Genomic DNA, 15,293 nt, shown 5'->3' with positions numbered 1-15,293 from the left:
CCGGCCCATGTTCGCTTTACTTCTGGTCCTGTTAATTTTACTAAATCTGCGTTAACTTTATTCAGGATTCGAATTTACCTTAGAATTTGCTTATAATTTGACCTATGAATTTACCTTATTATCCTGGCATTTGAAGCTTTGAACACAGCATAGATTTCCCTGCCAGGTTCGAGCCCAAGCAATTCACATGAAGTCGGCGTGATCACGGCTTTAATCTCTGCACTCCCCATTTTCACCTCGATCACGACAAGGTGTTCCTTTTTGAAAACTCCCGAAACTTTTCCCCTCAAAATGTTCCGGGCCGAACTTTCCACAGCTTCTCTGGCGAGAATCACCTCTTCCGGACGGATAGAGACTGCTATCTTTTCTCCGAGTTCGGCCGGGTCTGAGGAATAGATTTCCAGGCCTTCGGCTTCAATAACTGCGAGTTTTCCTTCAAGAGCCTTTACCTTTCCTTTCAGCACATTGGTTCCCAGAAATTCAGCCACGAAGTCTGGAGAAGGCCGCTTGAAAACAGATTCGGGATCTCCTTCCTGCATAACCTCCCCTCTTCTTATGACAACCACACGGTTTGCCAGGGCCCAGACGTCTTCGAAATCATGGGTCACATGCAGGACAGTGGTACTGTACTCGCTAATCGCTTTTTTCAGCATGTCCCGAAGCTTTTCTTTTGTTCTTGCATCAAGGGCGCTGAAAGGTTCGTCCAGGAGGAGCAGCTTTGGCCTGACTACAAGACTCCTTGCAAGGGCTGCCCTCTGTTTCTCGCCTCCACTCAGGGTAGCTGGTTTTCTGCGTAATAACTCAGCTATTCCGAGGACCCCGGCAATCTGCTTTACTTCGGTTTCAATCTGTTTTTTGTCCCTGAGCTTTTTCCGGAGGGCATATGCTATATTTTCAAAAACGTCCATATGGGGAAAAAGCACATGGTCCTGATACACTATGCTTATCTGTCTCATATCCGGAGGAAGGTCGGTAATATCTTTTCCTTCAAGGATAATCCGGCCTTTTTCGGGTCCGTAAAACCCTATTATGGTTTCAAGGAGCAGGGACTTTCCACTGCCTGTAGGACCTATCAGTGCAAGGTAGTCTCCTTTTTGGGCTTTAAGCCCTATCCTGTTGAGTTCGAAATCTCCGACATCAAGGCAGAGGTCTCTGACTTCAAGAAAATTCACAGCCTTCCTCCTTCAAACCTTTCAAAGCTGAGAATTGCAAGAAAAGCAATTCCCATGAGCAAAATCCCGCTTGCGATTGCCATTTCCAGGTTCCCGTAGGAGATGTTCAGGTAGAGGGTCACAGGCAGAACTTCGGTATGCATATACGAACCCCCTGCAAGCACGAGTACTGCCCCAAAAGCCCCTATACAGCGAGCAAAAGTAATTACTCCCGAAGCAAAAAGCCCGCTTCTGGCCATGGGAAGGGTTACGTGCCTGAAAGTCTCGAATTCTCCATACCCGAAGCTTCTCGAGACCTGCTCGTACCGCGGATTGATATTTTCAAAGGTGGAGTAGCTGACTCTTACAGCATAAGGAAAGGCGACATAAAACTGGGCAATTATTATGCCAAGCTTGCTGAAAGTTACTTTTATTCCTGCAGCTTCAAGATAAGGACCGAGAAAACCCTGCCCGAAAAGAAGCAGGAGTGCAAGGCCCATTACCAGTTCCGGAAATGCCATCGGAAGCCCGAGTATGGTTTTTATAACACTTTTTCCGGGAAAGGAAAAACGGGAAAGGGCATAGGCTGTCGGGATTGAACAGCACATTACAGAGAGTGTTGAAGCTAAAGATGTTAACATGGAAAGTCTCATGGAATAAAGCATCTCTTCCGAAAGCAGGGCTGAAAGGAGTTCTGAAGGTTTGAGGACAAAGAGCAGGGAAACTACAGTTATAAAAAGCAAAAAAGTGAAGATGCAGGCAATGCCTACAGTAAAGTTTCTGAACCAGGAATATTTCATACCCCGGGATCTTAAGAATTGCATGGCTCAAAGCCCCATTTCTCCCAGGTATCTTCCGTTTCTTCGCTTGCAATGTAGGTGTTGAATGCCTCTGCCAGTTCAGGGTCTTCGGTATATACGGAAACTGCTGTGGGTATGGTCTTTATTTTATTCTTTTCTTCAGGAATAGAGACAATTTCGAGTTTTCCGCTTGCTTCTCCCCAGCTCGCCATATCTTCCCAGATAATTGCCGCATCCACTTCTCCGGATACGATGTAGATAAGAAGCTGATTTACAGTTGCAGTCCTGACAATTGTGTTATTCTCGACTGCAGCAAGTATACCTGCCTGTATACAGATTGTTTCCGAGACCTTACCTATTGCAGGTCCGTTGGGGTCTCCGAGAGCCAGTTTTAGCCCGGGTTTTGCCAGGTCTTCAAGCCTGTTTATATTTGCGAGATTTCCTGCAGGCACTGCGATAACCGGGATATGCAGGGTCAGGTTTTCCACACTGTCATTGAAAACGTAATTCCTGCCCATAGCCTGTTCAGTATAGTAATAATCTCCAGGGATGAAGACGTCGCACTCCTTTGAGGTCAAAAACCCGAAGATTTCGGCGCTTCCTCCGTAGCGAACTTCTATATCTGCTCCGGTTTCATTTTCAAAATTCTCAATCAATTCATTCATGGGCTTTACAAGCCCTGCTCCGGCACAAACAGTGAGCTGCCGTCCCTCAAACTCTTTTTCCGAATTTTCAGAAATCGGTGTAGAAGACACTTTTTCAGTACATCCTGAGCCAGCCAGAGACATTGCCAGCACCAGGAGAATTATGAATGCACAGACCTTTTTCATTCAAAAACCTCTTAGATGGAATTCAACGATATGTCTGAACATACATAACGGTTAATAAAGTTTTTTGTAAAACCCCGTGTGTAAATATAATTAAAAATTAGTATAAGATTCAGGCGTTTTCCCAGTCCTGAAATTTCAAAAAATAAAAAAAGGCGTTTTCCGTTCTATTTAAAGTTCAAATATTCTCTTTCTATACTGTTCCAGTTCTTCGGTTCCTCTTTCCCTTTTCATAGCACTTGCCTCATAAACTATGAAAGAAGGCAGCACCTTCATTCCCATATATTCAAAAACACAGTGTGTTATGGATTCAAAATGTTTGTGAATGTCCCCGTGTGCCCCACCTTCAGAATACATTTCTTTCGGAGCGCCAGTAGTAAAGGCAAGCATTGCAGATTTTCCCTTGAAGAGCCCGGTATCGTAGGCACTGTTGGTAACCGGGTTGAACCCGAATCCAGGTGCCAGAATCCGGTCGATCCAGCCTTTCATGATGGCAGGCATAGCCGTAAAGTAGATAGGGAACTGAAAAACCAGAAGGTCAGCCCATTTTACTTTTTCCATCTCCTCCTTGATATCGGGTGAAAATGCTCCTGTCTTTACCGCTTTTATAGCTTCGAAGAAAGGATTGAAGACTTCCACGTTTTTTCTTTCCGGAAAGTCCGAAGCTTTCAGGACAGGATGAAACTTCATTGCATAAAGGTCGGAAAGCTTTACTTCATGCCCTTTCTCCTGCAGGGCAGCAAGGGCCGTATCCTTTAAAGCGTCGTTAAAAGATTTCGGTTCCGGGTGTGCGTAAACATAAAGAACTTTCATTTCATTCCCCCAAATTCTATCTATGAGATTCATTTCCCGGAATAAAAAGGTAAGTTTGCCTCTTTTTTGAGCCAGCAGCAAACGAAAAAATATGCATCTAAACCATGGAATTAGCAAAATTTACGCATTAAGCCAGGTTTCGAATGTAAATCTCATACCTGACTCAATCCAGATGGAAAACTGCGGAAAGCACGGGAAGCAAAAAAGATGTTTCCGTATTTGTAAATCAGCCCCATTGAGCTCGCTTCAGTTTTTATTCATAAATTAGCCCTCTTGAGTGAACGGAGTGAGCGAAAAGGGCAGCGTACTCCCGAGGCGCAATTCGGGCTGCAGAGCCGCAACTCTGCCGTTATAGAGTACCTTTAGTGCTCTTTACTTCTTCGCCCTCGATTTTTACAGCCCGTTTCATAGCATAGGCAAAAGCTTTGAAAAGAGCTTCGATCTTGTGATGATCGTTATCACCGTAAACGCTCGCGTGGATAGTGATTTTTGCATTTGAGGCAAGTGTTTCAAAGAAGTGTTTTACAAGCTGGGTACTTAATTGTCCCACCTGAGGGGCTGCAAACTCGGCTTTCAGGACAAGATAGCTGCGTCCGCCTATATCCAGGGCAACCTCGGCAAGGGCTTCGTCCATTGGGATTCTGGCTTCCCCAAAGCGGGCGATTCCTGCCATGTTGCCGAGCGCATCTGCAAGCACTTTTCCGAGAACTATCCCTATGTCCTCTACCAGGTGATGCTCGTCCACATACAGGTCACCGTCCGCACGCACCCTGAGGTCAAATTCCGCATGTCTTGCAAAAGAAGTAAGCATATGGTCAAAAAACCCGATCCCTGTACTGACATCAGCAACTCCTGTGCCATCCAGGTTCAGTTCAAGCTGAATATCGGTTTCCTTTGTCTTGCGGGACATTCTGCCTGTTCTCATAAGCATCACATTCTCTTTAAATTTATAAATACTTTGTATTCTGTTGTTTGCTGATCTCTCATTTCCTGTTTTTCGGGGCAATCGAGTAAGTGAACTTACGCAAATGTCTCCGCAAGAAAAAGCCGAATCCCGATTTTTTACGGGATTGCTTCAATTATACAGGACTTTTCCAATTACGCAAGACTGCCTCGATCACGCACGATTGCCTCAATCGCAGCTTCAAGCGTGAACCTGCCCATGTAGAGAGCGCTGCCTACAACAACTCCTGCCGCCCCGGTTTCCTTCAGGACCTGCAGATCTTCCAGAGAACTCACTCCTCCGGATGCGATTACAGGAATGCTAACTGATTCTACAAGCTCTTTTGTAGGGGCAGGATTTACCCCCTGCATAAGGCCTTCAGTATCTATGTTTGTAAAAAGCAAGCTGCCTGCACCCAGCTCTTCAAACTTCCTGCCCATTTCCACTGGGCTCTGTGCGCATTCCTCAGTCCAGCCTTTGATTGAGATTTTCCCGTTTTTTGCATCTAGGGCAACAGTTATGCATTCGTTCCCAAAGGCCCTGGAGAGCCGTTTTACAAGCTCCGGGTTCTGAAGCGCAGCAGTTCCGAGAATCACCCTCGAAACCCCAAGCTCAAGAAGAGCAACTGCATCCTCAAAGCTTCGAATGCCTCCTCCAACCTGAATTCGTACTCCTTTCTCCCGGCATGCGCTGACGATTTTTTCAATTATAGGGGCGTTTTTGCGTTCTCCTTCAATTGCTCCGTCCAGATCTACCAGGTGCAGGGTCTTTGCCCCTCTTCTAACCCAGTCAAGGGCAACTTCAACAGGATCATCAAGGGATACAATTTCACTGCCAGGCACTCCCTGCACAAGCTGAACGCACTTTCCACCCCTCATATCCACCGCAGGAATCACTTCAAAAGTCATTTAAACCCACATCTCCGGCAAGTCTTGGGAAATCTCCTTCTGCTTATTTTTTCTGGACCTTCATTTTTCCGGGTCTTTTCCCTTTCAGGGCATTATTCTTTCGATAGGTACGACAAGGACGTCCCGTGCACCAACTTTCTTCAGCTTATTTACAATGGTAAAAATCAGGTCTGCGTCCACAACAGCGTGAACTGCCAGAGTGGATTCTCCGGACGATTTGCTTGGCTCAACCTTCATAACCGTTGGACCTGACAACCCTGGCAAAACCTCTTTTACTGCCTCAAGGGAAGCCTCGGGAACATTCATCATAAGATAGCGCCGCTGCTTTGCATTGAGCACGCTTTCCAGTGCAGTTTTTATATCCAGAATTTTGTCCTTTTCCCTGAGGCTTTCTTTATTTGCGATCAGGTAGACTGTGGAAGAAAAGACTGTATCAATAGCTTTTAAGTGGTTTATCATCAGGGTCGTTCCTGAGCTTGAAATATCCACAATTGCGTCGGCAATCCCCACATGCGGAGTCATCTCACAGGCTCCGCTAACCTTTATGACTTCAACGTTAACTCCAAGCTTTTTGAAGTACTGGCCTGTAATCTCGGGAAACTCGGTTGCAATCTTTTTGCCTTCAAGATCCTGAGCTTTCTGGAAATCCGAGAATTCAGGAACAGCCAGAACAAGGCTCGCCTTTCCGAATTTCAGATCCAGGAGGGCTTCAACCCTTGCTCCCCTTTCCGTTATCAGATCCATACCCGTAATACCGACGTCTGCAGCTCCGTCCTGTACGTACTCAGGGATATCAGCGGCCCTGGCAAAGAGGATATGGATATCCGGATCTGTAGTTTTTGCAAAGAGTTTTCGACTTTCGGCCCCTCCACTGATTGGGAGCCCTGCATCTTTGAAAATAGAGATTGTGGGTTCGTAAAGGCGCCCTTTATTGGGTATTGCAATGCGAATCATCTATTATGTCCTCTATAGGTAATCTACCGGGAAACTTTTTCCCGGATAAGCTCATCCAGGTAAAAACGTTTATCCTGAATACTCTAGTATAATATAGACTTCACGGTAAGATCTCAGAGAAGTTTTCCTTTGAGAAAGGCAGATTCATAGATAAAAAGCCATTTCATTGTAAATTAATTTAAAGAGGCGATCCCTAAGCTTTTAATATTGAAGGTAAGAAAATCGGGTTTCAGGAAGTTTATTACTTTCAGTAATGAGAAGAGGGGAAAAATTATATAGCCCTAGTAATTTAATAGAAGCTAACTCTCGAGTCATATATATAATATTATTAATGTCATAACAATACAGGAATTAGTCAGAACATAGTGCTAAAAATAGCAGACTGATGATACAACTGACCGAAAAATAGTAAACCAATAACATCAACATTTACTAGTAAAACTATTATCAATTTTAAAAAAAGAGGATCCAAATGGCCCGAAATATCAAAGTGGAAGAGCTCTTCCAAACCCCGATTGAGAAGCAGCGGATAGAGCTTGTAGAACGCAAAGGGATAGGGCATCCTGACAGCATATCGGACGGACTGGCCGAAGCTGTAAGTCGCGCACTATGCAGGGAATACATAGGCAAATGTGGAGCCGTACTTCACCATAATACCGATGAAACCCAGATTGTAGCCGGGAGATCCAGCCCCAAATTCGGGGGCGGGGAAATACTTCAGCCCATATATATTCTGCTGGTGGGCAGGGCAACAAAGGAGTTCGAAGGGGTCGAGCTTGCTACCGAGTCTGTAGCCCTTCAAGCTGCCAGACGATATCTTAAGAATACCCTTGTGAACATGGATCTCGAAAGAGATGTTATCATGGATTGCAAACTCGGGACAGGGTCCTCAGACCTCAGGGATGTCTTCAAAAGAGACAGGGTTCCGGTTGCAAATGATACCTCATTCGGGGTTGGGCATGCTCCGTTTTCTGAGCTTGAAAACCTTGTCTACAATACCGAAAGGCAACTGCTTACGGACCTTAAGTCACGGATGCCTGCAATCGGAGAAGATATGAAGGTTATGGGGCTCAGGGATGAAGAGGATATAACCCTTACAATATGCAGCGGCATGATCGGGAGGTACATCGACGACCTGGACAGCTACATAAACATGACCCAGGAGATGAAGACATATGTCGAGGAACTCGCAACCCGGTATACTGAGCGCAATGTGAAGGTCTGCATTAACACCGGAGATAACCTGAAAACCAGCTGTGTTTTCCTCACAGTTACAGGCACTTCAGCTGAAATGGGAGATGACGGTTCGGTAGGGCGCGGAAACCGCTGCAATGGGCTGATCACGCCAAACAGGCCTATGAGTATGGAGGCAACCAGCGGAAAGAACCCGATTAACCACATAGGTAAAATCTATAACCTTCTCTCGACCCAGATGGCCCGCGATATTGTAAAGCAGGTTCCGGAAGTCCAGGACGTTTATATCAGGCTTCTTTCCCAGATCGGAAAACCAATTGACCAGCCGCTCGTGGCAAGTGCACAAATTATCCCCAGGGAAGGCACTTCTTTTGCGAAGGTCAAAGCCGAAGCCGAAGTTGTCATTGATGACTGGCTATCCAATGTTACAAAGATTACCGAAATGGTAATTAAAGGAGAGCTGAACACTTTCTAAACAAGGCAGAAGTTACCGAGAAGAACCTGAAGGTTCTTTTCATAAACTTTTATTGTAACTATTTTTGATCTTTGTTTATTTTTACTAAGAAGTTGTTTGTTTTTAATGAGAAACTCCTGATATTTAATAAGAAATTGTTGAAACTTGATGAGAAATCGTTGGCACTTGATATAAACCATTGATACTTGGTGAGAAATTACTTGTTATTAGTGAGAGATTGATTTTTAGAAACGAAATATTATGGCATGAAGCCGCATATTGAGAATTTTTATAAAAGTGCGCCTATAGCCCACTTCCAGCGAAAAACATATATATTATCACCATATAAGAGATGGTGCACTCAAGCAGTGCAGTACTGGATCAACATACATTGTCCCGCCTTAACTCAGTGGTAGAGTGCGCGGCTGTAGTTCGGCTCGTGCGGGTAAAATTACCCGTACATTTCCGCGCAGGCACCGCGATGTCCCCGGTTCGAGTCTGGGAGGCGGGACCTGATACATCACCCAGAATCGAAAACCTTCAACGGGAACATTTATATATTAAAAAAGCATTTAAGGTTTGCTCGCGACGCGGGCAAAAAACAGCAGCAAAAGAGACCGAAGTGTCCGGATAGTGTAGAGGCCTATCATGGAGCCCTGTCGAGGCTCCGACTCGGGTTCGAATCCCGGTCCGGGCGCTTCTTTTTTTTCGATTGTACAACAGTTTAAACGTTTTTACACTCTCGCCTGGTTTTTCAGCATACCTATTTACAAATCATATACCTGATTTCTGGCGGTTCTATAAAAGTCCTGGCTGCCTGCAAAGAGCACAGACTGAAAGTCTATTCTTTCCTGCAGATAAGTTTCCAGGAAGGTCTTTGTTTCTCGGTCAAAAATTTAACTGTTTCAACCTTTTACTCAAACCTTTTACTCAAACCTTTTACTCAAGGAAAATCTCAGTAAGTAACCTCACAGTCAAACATGCTAAAGTGTAAGACGATTAAATTTCTGTAAAATGTAATGAAAAACTACTAGGATAAAATATAAAAACATTTTACAGAACTACAAGTTTACTATGTGCTTTTTTAATATTCGCTCTACATTCAGGGACAGCTTTTGCTGCAGCAGGAATTGGTGGTGACCCTATTGAGCGTGCCAACATAACTGGAGGAGCTTATTATTTTGAGAGTCTCAGCGACAATAGTGATAATACTAAAACTCAAGACCTGAGAGCGGGTCATTGGGCCCTATAAACAGCTTTACCTCGCCTAGCTTCACCATAAAAATTGAATTTTTATGTTAGCATTCTCTAAATCGTTCCATAATGTATAGAAATATGATTGTTTAGAACTGCTCCTGCACCAGTAAAGAGAAAAGATATTAGGAGAAAAAATATTAGAGACAAATAGGCATTTTCTCTGTTGCTTTTTGTTGTCGTTTTTGAGAGGTATAAAAGTATGTCAAAATTCATCCAGAACAGACAAACCGTCGTGACTTCATCCGGGTCATCCAGAGATTCGAACATGCTGAGGGACAAATCCAGCCCATATAGATCTCACTAAACAATATAAATCTTCTAAAAGCCTTGAGATTCAGCCCTGAAGAGTTGAAAATAAGAAAATATGTAGGAAGCAAAATAAGTAGGATATTAGAAAGAAGGTAGAGTGGAAGAATGCAAGATGGTAATTGAAACCTTCATTTCTGACGACCCCCGGGAAAAATTAAACCGCACACGGGAGAGATTCGAAGCTGCCAGGGAAAAAATGGAACTTGAAACTCTCGTTTTCATTGAAGTTACAAAACAGTTTGCTTCGGAATGGATTCAAAGAGAAATTGAAATGGCAGTGCGTTCTCCGGGGAGTGCAAATTTTCCTGAGAATTTAAGCTTCGGTGATAGAAATCCCGGTGAAACAAATTTAGACCTGAAGGAGCTGCACCCCAAAATTTCAGAGATCGTAGAAGCTCAGCTCAACCGTGACGATTACTGGATTCACAGAAACGCACTGTTTCAGCCGGACATTTCCAGGGACTACCTGGAGTTTAAAAAGGAAAAAACTCGAAAGGAGCTTACCTCAAGTGTTCGGATAATTCTTGGCCGCGCCACTGAAATATTCTGGACACTGGAGGAAGGGGAGCCTGAGAATAAAGCCTGGGTAAAAGAACCGGGAGGAAGAAAGTATGCATGTTTTGTCAGGTTTTCGGATGAAATGACAGCCTCACTTAACCGTTATTTTGCAATGCTTGAGGAGCTTTTTATTCTGGGCCATGAAATGAAGCAGGAAATGTTAAGTTTAGAAGGAAAAAAGGCCTGACGATAAGACCTTTATGCACAGAAGCCAGAATTATCTTGCATGACAGAACCAGAATTCAGCATAAAAAAAGCCCTTGAAGAAGCAGGAACCGATGCGTATCTTATGACAGGGAACCTTCATAATTCCGACATTTACTACGTGACCCGCTTCCTGGCTTCCGACGATTTTGGGTACCTGCAAACCGACACCGGAGAAGAGGTACTTTTTATTTCGGATATGGAAAAAGGAAGAGCCGAAATTGAGTCAAGGGTTTCGACAATAAAAACGATGCAGGATCTGGGCTACAGGGAGAAGATGAAGGAAAAGAAAGATCCTTCTATTGCCTATGCAGCCTGCCTATCCGAACTGCTCGCAGGAGAAGGGATAAAGAAAATTGCAGTGCCTTACGATTTTCCGATATTCTACTCAAATTTCCTCATCGAGGCAGGCTTCTCTATAGTGCCCATAAAAAGCCCGTTCAGGAAAATCAGGAGCTTGAAAGAGCCGGAAGAGCTTGAAGCCATAAAATATACCCAGACAGCCGGAGAAAAGGCCATGGAAGCCGCAATAGCCCTGATCGCGGGAGCCGAAGCAAGGGAAGGCCTTCTCTATCACGCAGGAGAAGCACTGACAGGATCCAAAGTGCTCTCGGTTATAGATCATACCCTGCTTGACTATGGGTGCGAGGCCGAAGAGACTATTGTTTCATGCGGCAGGGATACGGCAAATCCCCATGGAACTACGGATGGTCCTCTAAGGGCAAATGCCCCGATTATCCTGGATATTTTCCCCCGAAGCAAGAAAAAACGTTATTTTGCGGATATGACCCGTACAGTCCTGCATGGAGAAGCTTCGGAAGAGCTCAAAAAAATGTACAAGACTGTACTTGCAGCGCAGAAAAAGGGGCTTGAGATGGTTAAGCCAGGAGTAAAGGCAGCCGATGTACATAACGCCGTATGCGATATTTTCGAAGCGCACGGCTATGACACCTACCGAAGCGGGGCAAAGATAGGGTTTATCCACTCAACTGGACATGGGGTTGGGCTCGATATACATGAGCTTCCAGCAGTAGGAGAAAATGAAGTTCTACTTGAGGCAGGCAATGTGATCACTATCGAGCCTGGCCTTTATTACCCTGAAATAGGAGGAATAAGACTCGAAGATATGGTTCTGGTTACTAAAAACGGATGTCAGAACCTTACAGGGCTGGAAAAGAGATTTGTATTATAACAGATTTACAATTTAAAGAGTTTATTAATTTCTTATATGTTCATTTAATAGTATTTAACTGTTCAATAAGATCATCCGACAAGATTTCAGTAAGATTTCAATAACTCCAGTAAGATTTCAATAACTCCAGTAAGATTCCTATGAAACCATCCAAGAAAGGGTTAACATGACCGATAACGTGCACAATAAACAAGAGATCCTTGAGAAATACAGGGAAGCAGGCAGGATCCTGAAAATTGTCAGGGCCGAGGCCGTGGACATGATCAGGGTCGGAAACACTTTACTGCAAGTTGCGGAATTTGTCGAAAACCGGACTATAGAGCTGGGGGGCAGGCCTGCTTTTCCCTGCAATATCTCAAGAAATCAAGAGGCTGCACATGCAACCCCAAAGGCAGGAGACGCTGACGTTTTTGGGAAAGATATGATCAAACTGGATCTCGGAGTCCACGTGGACGGATATATTGCAGACTCGGCTGTAACGGTTGACCTGTCAGGAAATTCCGATATCTTAAAAGCCGCCGAGGAAGCTCTTGCAGCAGCTATCGACCTTGCAAGGCCAGGAGTCACTACAGGAGAACTTGGAACTGCAATCGAGAGTAGCATTCGCAGTTACGGCCTGAACCCGATAATGAACCTGACAGGTCACGGGCTTTCCCAGTATGCGGCTCATGAAGAGCCTGCGGTTCCTAACCGGCATGTGGAAGGGGGAGCAATTCTAAAGGAAGGAGACGTGCTTGCAATCGAGCCCTTCGCAACGGATGGAGCAGGTTCTGTGCATGACGGAAACTGGGCCGAGATATACAGCCTTGTAAGGAAAAAGCCAGTACGTATGCCTGCAGTCAGGAATGTTCTGAAACAGGTCGAAGAATACAGGGAACTGCCTTTTGCAAAGCGCTGGCTCGAATCCGACAGGCTGGAATTCGCATTAATCCAGCTTGAAAAGGCAGGAATTCTTCACTCCTATCCCGTACTCCTCGAAAGTGCAGGCGGGCTTGTAGCCCAGGCCGAACACACCATAATAATAACCCAGGACGGCTGCGAGGTCACAACAAAGTAAAACTCGAAGATAAGAGAAAATAAAACCGGGAATGAAGAAGAAAAAGAATATAAAGGTTAGAAAAGAGTGAAGAAGTTAGAAAAGTGCCAGGAAATTAAAAAAGATATGAGTTGAACGCCTTGAGAGCACATATTCTTCCTCTAACCGGTTTTCTGTTAATAACCCTTCTTATCCCTGCCTTTCTGGCAGAGCCCTGTACTGCTGCCTATGAAACCGGCAATAACATCACACTGGAAAGGGATGGAATGACCTGGGAGTATCAGGAACAAATTACGGGCAAAGAAGCCGTTTTGTTCAGAAATTTCATAGACCTGCAAGCAGGAAACGATGATAACTTTGTCAATGCATGGGAAATCCTGAAAGCGGAAACCGTACTTAGAAATCAGACAAAGGAAGCCATAAAAACCAAACCTGACGTGAAACTCAATGGTACGTCGGAGCCTGTTAAAGTTACAGATGTTGACTTCTGGCTCTCGAAAGAAGCACTGGGCAAGGTTGAAAAAAATTCGTCAATTAATAATTCTGCCAGTGTAAGCTATATCTTCGAGAAAGAGGTTTGCCAGGGCACAGAAATCTGGTTTATGGGTACTCCGGACTCGAGTGTTACAATCACTCTGCCTGTGGGCCTTGATGTAAAAAGGGCAGAAGGACTGGAGAACAAAAGCCAGAAATCATGGAACAACCGTACAGTGCTTGAAGGTAACTTCGGCCTGCAAAAGAATATAACTCTCTGGATCTCGGAAAATGAAAGTTCTAAAGCCGGGGAACAGGTTGGAGAAGGAAACGCTGAGCAGGATATAGAAAACAAGAGCGAAGAAGCAGGAAATAAAACCGAAACTGCTGGAGAAACCGCAGAAGCCAGGAAATCCTCAGGATCTTTCAAAGATATCTTTGCGCGGTTTTATCTGAGTCCAAAAAGTTAATCTGGCTTGAAGCTATTCTGAAAAATATGCTTATTGAACAGATTCGGCTTGAAAAAGGGTGTGCTCTTGGCCTCCGCTTTGAGATGCAAAAATATCCTCTTCTGGTTATAAGGGCAGAGAAAGGCTTCCTTATGTGCGGATACCTGAATGTAAACGCTGCAGAATCGCTTGGGGACACGGCAGCGAAAGTAAAAGGGGTACAGAGTTTTGAAGATATGCTCAAAGCCCAGGTCGTTGAAGTAACCCAACTGGCCAGGGAACTCGGGGTCGAGCCCGGAATGACTGGCAGGGAAGCTCTGGAAAGAATGTTTTAAGGAAAAAAATTGCTTTTAACTGAAAAAGGTAATTTTGATGAGATAGCCTGTTTAAGTGAAAGGATACTTTTAACGAATTACCATCAGGTAAAGTTTCAAGGTTTACCTCATTCAGATAAAATTTCAAATTTACCGATTTCACTTATTGAGTACAGCTTTGAACATAGGTATTCACTCTTTTAATACTTTCAAAAGCCTCAGTATTTTCAAGAACTCAGTATTTTCAAGAACTCAGTACTTTATTGTAGTTACTTTTAATAACTACTTTCACGTTTCACGCAGGGAATTTTAGATTTATTTCCTCACTGTATGGTACGAATATCATTTCGAATTATAACTATCAACCTATTCCGGATCACCAATGTTATACGCTTTTGAACTCTCTGGAGAACATGAAGAATTGCCTGCTGCCGAAGTCTTTGCCTGCCTCAAAATCGAGGGGCTTGATTTTCGGCCCCATACTAAGGTTGACCAGTGTCTTGTGGTGGAAATAGCCGGTAAAGAAGAGAATGTGGAAAAAATCCTTACAGGCCCGATAACTGACAGGCTGGCAATGACCCACCATATCCTGAAAGTCGCAGGAATTACCGAAAATACTCCGGAGGCAATCCTGAGACTTGCAGAAGCTTTTGATTCATCAGGCCATATCAGGGAAGGACAGAGTTTTGTGGTCAGAGCAAAGCGGATCAAACATCATGTGGATTTTCCTGGTGAGCTTCTGGAACGAAAGATCGGAGGCTGCATTTACAGGAAAGGCTTCAGGGCAAACCTGAAAAACCCTGACGTGGAATTCAGGGTGATCCTGAGTGAAAAAGCCGTATTCGGAACCCTCATATCCTCTATCGACAGAAGTGCCTATGAAGCCCGAACTCCGCAGAACAAACCTTTTTTCCATCCTGGAGTCCTTATGCCCAGGGTCGCACGTGCCCTCATAAACCTGTCGGGAATAAAGCCAGGAGAACTCATTCTGGACCCATTTTGCGGCACTGCAGGCATTCTTGTTGAAGCCGGGCTTGTGGGAGCAAGGGTTATAGGAGTCGATGCCCAGAAAAAACTTGTTATGGGTGCCCGTATGAACCTTGAAGCCTTCAAACTGGATTATGCCCTGATGGAAGGAGATGCCTGCAGGATGCCGTTTAAAGAAGCCACCATGGATGCAGTCGTTACTGACCCTCCCTACGGCAGATCGGCGGCAATTCTTGCCGAATCCCTGGAAGAGCTTTATTCCTGTGCGCTTAATGAGATCCAGCGTGTGCTTAAGCCCGGGGGCATTGCAGTTGTAGTTTCGGATAAAGCTGCAATGGAATACGGGGAAAAGGCCGGGCTTAAGGTTCTTGAGATTTATGCCCAGAGAGTACACCGAAGCCTTACCCGGACAATAACTATTTTTCAGAAAGATAACTTTTCGGAAAAGAAGTGAAGAATGAAAAAGGGA

The 15,293-nt window shown here is 44.6% G+C and carries 14 protein-coding genes and 2 tRNA genes; 9 read left to right on the top strand and 7 right to left on the bottom strand.

Annotation, left to right across the window (positions count from 1 at the left end; translation table 11 throughout):
- Positions 1-110: 110 nt before the first annotated feature.
- The 7 genes from ACPK8D_RS01355 to hisG form a co-directional block, all read right to left on the bottom strand.
- Positions 111-1,172, bottom strand: coding sequence for an ATP-binding cassette domain-containing protein (locus ACPK8D_RS01355; RefSeq protein WP_424716042.1), 1,062 nt, complete (start codon positions 1,170-1,172; stop codon positions 111-113).
- A complete protein-coding gene (locus ACPK8D_RS01350; RefSeq protein WP_424716041.1) occupies positions 1,169-1,975 on the bottom strand; it encodes an ABC transporter permease in 807 nt (268 codons plus the stop codon). Before ACPK8D_RS01350 ends, ACPK8D_RS01355 begins: the two co-directional genes overlap by 4 nt.
- Positions 1,963-2,781, bottom strand: a complete 819-nt coding sequence (locus ACPK8D_RS01345; protein WP_424716040.1) for a substrate-binding domain-containing protein — start codon at positions 2,779-2,781, stop codon at positions 1,963-1,965. The genes ACPK8D_RS01350 and ACPK8D_RS01345 overlap by 13 nt, the downstream gene beginning before the upstream one ends.
- Before the next feature lie 168 nt (positions 2,782-2,949).
- Positions 2,950-3,591, bottom strand: a complete 642-nt coding sequence (locus tag ACPK8D_RS01340; protein WP_424716039.1) for an NAD(P)H-dependent oxidoreductase — start codon at positions 3,589-3,591, stop codon at positions 2,950-2,952.
- A gap of 349 nt (positions 3,592-3,940) precedes the next feature.
- A complete protein-coding gene (gene hisB / locus ACPK8D_RS01335; protein ID WP_424716038.1) occupies positions 3,941-4,516 on the bottom strand; it encodes an imidazoleglycerol-phosphate dehydratase HisB in 576 nt (191 codons plus the stop codon).
- 173 nt (positions 4,517-4,689) lie between these two features.
- Positions 4,690-5,442, bottom strand: coding sequence for a 1-(5-phosphoribosyl)-5-[(5-phosphoribosylamino)methylideneamino]imidazole-4-carboxamide isomerase (gene hisA, locus ACPK8D_RS01330; protein ID WP_424716037.1), 753 nt, complete (start codon positions 5,440-5,442; stop codon positions 4,690-4,692).
- An 84-nt stretch (positions 5,443-5,526) separates the two neighbouring features.
- Positions 5,527-6,396, bottom strand: coding sequence for an ATP phosphoribosyltransferase (hisG, locus tag ACPK8D_RS01325; RefSeq protein ID WP_424716036.1), 870 nt, complete (start codon positions 6,394-6,396; stop codon positions 5,527-5,529).
- A gap of 472 nt (positions 6,397-6,868) precedes the next feature.
- On the opposite strand from hisG, the gene ACPK8D_RS01320 reads away from it, so the two are divergent.
- The 9 genes from ACPK8D_RS01320 to ACPK8D_RS01280 all read left to right on the top strand — a co-directional run bounded on the left by ACPK8D_RS01320 (position 6,869) and on the right by ACPK8D_RS01280 (position 15,278).
- A complete protein-coding gene (locus ACPK8D_RS01320) occupies positions 6,869-8,065 on the top strand; it encodes a methionine adenosyltransferase (protein WP_424716035.1) in 1,197 nt (398 codons plus the stop codon).
- Between the two features lie 374 nt (positions 8,066-8,439).
- Positions 8,440-8,555 (top strand) — tRNA-Tyr (locus tag ACPK8D_RS01315).
- Between the two features lie 113 nt (positions 8,556-8,668).
- A tRNA-Asp gene (locus ACPK8D_RS01310) sits at positions 8,669-8,741 on the top strand.
- A gap of 981 nt (positions 8,742-9,722) precedes the next feature.
- Positions 9,723-10,355, top strand: a complete 633-nt coding sequence (locus ACPK8D_RS01305) for a hypothetical protein (protein ID WP_424716034.1) — start codon at positions 9,723-9,725, stop codon at positions 10,353-10,355.
- A gap of 39 nt (positions 10,356-10,394) precedes the next feature.
- Positions 10,395-11,564 (top strand): M24 family metallopeptidase, encoded by a 1,170-nt coding sequence (locus ACPK8D_RS01300; protein WP_424716033.1) that lies wholly within the window; start codon positions 10,395-10,397, stop codon positions 11,562-11,564.
- A 166-nt stretch (positions 11,565-11,730) separates the two neighbouring features.
- Positions 11,731-12,621 (top strand): type II methionyl aminopeptidase, encoded by an 891-nt coding sequence (gene map / locus ACPK8D_RS01295; protein ID WP_424716032.1) that lies wholly within the window; start codon positions 11,731-11,733, stop codon positions 12,619-12,621.
- A 119-nt stretch (positions 12,622-12,740) separates the two neighbouring features.
- A complete protein-coding gene (locus tag ACPK8D_RS01290; protein WP_424716031.1) occupies positions 12,741-13,544 on the top strand; it encodes a hypothetical protein in 804 nt (267 codons plus the stop codon).
- Positions 13,545-13,570: 26 nt separating this feature from the next.
- On the top strand, positions 13,571-13,858 hold the full coding sequence (locus ACPK8D_RS01285; RefSeq protein ID WP_424716030.1) for a YunC family protein: 288 nt from the start codon (positions 13,571-13,573) through the stop codon (positions 13,856-13,858).
- A gap of 361 nt (positions 13,859-14,219) precedes the next feature.
- Positions 14,220-15,278 carry a methyltransferase domain-containing protein gene (locus ACPK8D_RS01280; RefSeq protein WP_424716029.1) on the top strand — a complete coding sequence of 353 codons (1,059 nt, stop codon included), beginning with the start codon at positions 14,220-14,222 and terminating at the stop codon, positions 15,276-15,278.
- Positions 15,279-15,293: the final 15 nt, after the last annotated feature.

Origin of the sequence: Methanosarcina sp. (assembly GCF_049706645.1) — an archaeon.
In the GTDB taxonomy this organism is placed as follows: domain Archaea; phylum Halobacteriota; class Methanosarcinia; order Methanosarcinales; family Methanosarcinaceae; genus Methanosarcina.
This window is presented reverse-complemented; position numbering and strand designations above follow the sequence as displayed.